Annotated in this window: 2 protein-coding genes and 2 pseudogenes; 1 reads left to right on the top strand and 3 read right to left on the bottom strand. The window is 58.0% G+C overall.

What is annotated here, in order from left to right; all coding sequences use genetic code 11:
* Positions 1-33: 33 nt before the first annotated feature.
* From AO277_RS11805 to AO277_RS11795, 3 genes and pseudogenes are all read right to left on the bottom strand, one after another.
* Complete coding sequence (locus AO277_RS11805; RefSeq protein WP_044320104.1) at positions 34-693, bottom strand: GntR family transcriptional regulator; 660 nt, start codon at positions 691-693, stop codon at positions 34-36.
* 318 nt (positions 694-1,011) lie between these two features.
* Positions 1,012-2,019, bottom strand: a pseudogene (locus AO277_RS11800) (aldo/keto reductase).
* Between the two features lie 20 nt (positions 2,020-2,039).
* Positions 2,040-2,729 (bottom strand): HAD-IA family hydrolase, encoded by a 690-nt coding sequence (locus tag AO277_RS11795; RefSeq protein WP_044320103.1) that lies wholly within the window; start codon positions 2,727-2,729, stop codon positions 2,040-2,042.
* A 153-nt stretch (positions 2,730-2,882) separates the two neighbouring features.
* Between AO277_RS11795 and AO277_RS11790 the strand changes: the two are divergent.
* Positions 2,883-3,782, top strand: a pseudogene (locus tag AO277_RS11790) (YdgA family protein); the annotation flags it as partial.
* Between the last annotated feature and the right edge of the window lie 93 nt (positions 3,783-3,875).

Below are 3,875 nucleotides of genomic sequence, written 5' to 3'. Positions count from 1 at the left end.
TTTGGTCGGCATACATGCACCTCTAGCTACATGTTATGCCCGAACACAAAATTTCTGACAGTCTCCTTCGACACATGGCTCGACCGCTTTCTGTTCGGCGAGCCGCAGCAGATGCCAATGGTCATCCTGAGAAAGCTTGCCCAGCCCCATGGCGGAAAGATTGAAACGCAAGAAGCGCTCTTCCTCGTTCAGACCTTCTTCAACCAGGCGCATCAGGCGCTTGTTGTGAGTCTTGGCATACAACGACAAGTGGAACATCCGGTTGAGCCTGCCGATCTGACCGAAGTCCGTCTCGACTTCAAGCTGCTCGATATAGCCTGCAGCCGCTGCCAGATCGTCCGCGTCCAGCAACGGAATGGACAAGCGCAACGCCTCGGACTCCAGAAGGATCCGCAAGGCATAAGCGTCCACTGCGTCTTCGGTAATCAACGGTGCGACTACTGCGCCCTTGTGCGTTTCGACCCGCAACAGCGACTGCGCCTCAAGCTGGCGCAGTGCTTCGCGCACAGGCATGCGGCTGACGCCAAACAGCGTGGCCAGCTCCTGTTGGCGCAGAGCCGTGCCACTGGGAAGACTGCCATCGATAATGGCATTTCGCAGCTTTTCTTCAATCACGGTTCTGGCAAGGTGCGCCGGAGGCTGCTCGTTGCCCAGTACGGAGCTTAGAAAGGCTTCTCTATCTGATTTGCGCATCGGTCTACTTCTTCATCAACCTTGGCTGGATAAAGTCCAATTAATCGCTGGATTGCCGACAGACTAGCCAAGACTTGCCAGTAAGTCGCGAAAATACAAGCATCGTCATGTTTTGCTGCAAGCGCCGGGTTGCGGTTCAGCCCTGCGAGCCTCAATGAGTACGCGCCTATCTTAGCGCTCATTCGCTCCGTGTACCGAGTGGGCATTCGTAGCTAACAGGAGTTTCACGTTATGTTTTTATGAAATAACGCTCTGAAACGGGCGTTTCAGAGCGCAGTAGAGTGGCGTTCGCGGCATAAGGCCGCAGGCGGAATCGCTTCAGCGAGTCAGGCGGCCAGACACAAAGTGCTGAACATCATTGAAACCGGGCGTCGATGCATGCCCAGGCGTTACCAGCGAATCGATAAATGCCTAATCCTCGGCGGTAATATCAACCGTTAGTGCCTTGGTGTAATCGTCCCACTGCTGCTCGGTCCTCGGACCGACGATTGCCGAGGTCACGGCGCGGTTGTTGAGCACCCAGGCAATGGCGAACTCGACAATACCTACACCCTTGTCCTGCACGTACTCTTGAATGCGCTGCGCAATACGCAGTGATTCCACGCGCCATTCGGTTTCCAGCAGCCGCTTGTCCTGACGTCCGGCCCGGCTTTCACTGTCGGGGGCGATGTCCGGGGCGTATTTACCGCTGAGCACCCCGCGTGCGAGCGGGCTGAAGGGCACCACACCCAAGCCGTGATACGCCGCTGCGGTGATCTGCTCGACTTCGGCCTGACGGTTGACGATGTTGTACAACGGCTGGCTGATGACCGGCTTGTCCACGCCCAGGCGCTGCGCGACGTTGACGATTTCAGCGATTCGCCAGCCGCGAAAGTTCGACACACCCCAGTAGCGGATCTTGCCCTGACGGAGCAGATCACCAATGGCCGAGACGGTCACTTCAAGTGGTGTGTCCTGGTCTTCCTTGTGCAGGTAATAGATATCCACATAGTCGGTGTCCAGACGCCGCAGGCTGTTCTCGACGGCATTGAAGAGGTGCTTGCGGTTCAGACCGGCGCGATTGGGTAGGCCGTCGGCTGGCCCGATGGCGACTTTGGTGGCCAGTACCCAGTCGCTGCGCTGGGCGGCGATGGCCCGGCCAACGATTTCTTCCGAGCGCCCACCGTTGTAGACATCCGCCGTGTCGATGAAATTGATGCCCTGATCCCTGGCCTTGTCGATGATGCGCAGGGACTCTTCGGCACCGGTCTGCTCGCCGAACATCATTGAGCCGAGTGTCAGGGTGGAAACCTTGAGGCCGGAGTGGCCGAGGATTCGATAATTCATGCTCAACATCTCCATGTCATTCAGACGAGTTCAGGCAGCCCCCACGCCTTGAGCGGGAAGTCGGCGAGCGAGGCAAGCAGCAGGTCTGCATGCTCGTATTGCTCGACCGGCATGTGCGAGTCCGGTACGGCGACAGCGTACATGCCCGCAGCCTTGGCGGCCGTCACACCGAACGGCGAGTCTTCGAAGACCAGGCAATCACTCGGCGAGACGCCAAGGCGGCGGGCGGCGACGAGAAAGATGTCCGGGGCCGGCTTTGCGGCGCCGACCTCCGGATCGTCGGCGGTGACGACGGTGTCGAACAGCTCGAACCATGCGCGGTGCAGGGTAGTCTTGGCCTCGAAGTAATGCACAGACGAGCTGGTGCCCACGGCGATGGGAATATTGTGCGCTGCCAGATGCCTGACCAGCGCCTCGGCTCCGGGCATTGCCGGCGCTTTGGGGAAACGCTCTTCGAGCATCGGTTCACGGGTTTCGAGAAACTCGTCGATCGACATCGGCAACTCAAGCGTCTTGATCACGTAATCCGAGAAATCCCGGGCACCGCGGCCAATGGTGTGCTGTTTGATGGACCAGTCGAAGGTGCGCCCGTGGCGGCTGGCGATCAAGTGGGTGACTTCGGTATAAACCCCCTCGGTGTCCAGCAACAGGCCATCCATGTCTAAAATGACGGCCTTGATCGGGCCTCGTTCGGTGTGTTGCTCGCTCATGTGATCACATCCCGTTCTCAAATTCGTTTCAGCCTAACGTTTCCGTGAATACCGTGGCTACCCTGTGTTTCTGATAATCTTTCGCGGTTTTCAACTGTGCTGCCAGTCCCGGTACGACTTTCCCATCATCAGAACGGATATCTTCACGTCACTATGAATAAATCAGCAGGTATAGCGATTGGCGTCATCGTCGTAGCGGGCGCACTGGTTACGGCGGGCGCCTGGTACACGGGCAATCAACTGGAAGGCGCGCTGACCGACTCCATCAGCAAGGCCAACCAGGAACTCGCGAAGTCGTTCAAGGGCACCGACACCAGCGTCAAACTGGAAATGCTCTCGCTGGAAAAGCACTTCTTCAGCAGCACGGCGCACTATCGCGTGGACATCCAGAACCTGTCCGATAGCACCCAGGGCGGCCAGTTCCTGTTTGTCGACCAGATCGAGCACGGGCCCATTCCGTTGTCGCACCTCAAGACCCTGAACCTGCTGCCCGTCATGGCCCTGAGCAATTTCCAGATGGAGAAAAGCCCCAGCGCCGAAAAGTGGTTCGCCATGAGCAAGGACGTTCCACCGCTCAAGGGGCAAGCCAGCATCGGGTATGACCGCGCCACCAAAGGCACGCTGCAGATGGCCCCGCTGGAAATGACCGACGTAGATGGTACGTTCAGGTTTTCCGGGCTCGACCTGAATGCAGAGTCGTCCGCCGACGCCGAAAAATTCAGTCTGGCCGGTAACATGGAAAACCTGCAGCTCAACGTCGCGTCGCCTGACGGCCCGGTCAGCATCGACGTCAAAGGCATGACCTTTGACACGGGCGGCACCAAAGGCAAGTCCGGTTTCTATCTGGGCCACACCAACATGAAAATCCAGAGTGCGGGTTTTCAGGTGGTGGGCAAGCCGCCGGTGCAGATCAAGGACTTCACCAACACCAACCTGGCGCAGGAAGATGCCGGTAACCTGGCTGCCCAGATCAACTACGATGCCGGCATGATTTCCTACGCAGGCAAGGACGTTGGCTCAGCGCACATGGGCTTCAAAATAGCCAACTTCGATGGTATGACCCCCGAAGGTTGGACGCAACCTTTGGAGGCGTCATGGGTAAATATACAGTGCAGGCAAAACTCGCAGCCGTGAAAGAATATTGTG

The organism is Pseudomonas amygdali, assembly GCF_002699855.1.
Classification (GTDB): domain Bacteria; phylum Pseudomonadota; class Gammaproteobacteria; order Pseudomonadales; family Pseudomonadaceae; genus Aquipseudomonas; species Aquipseudomonas amygdali.
This window is presented reverse-complemented; position numbering and strand designations above follow the sequence as displayed.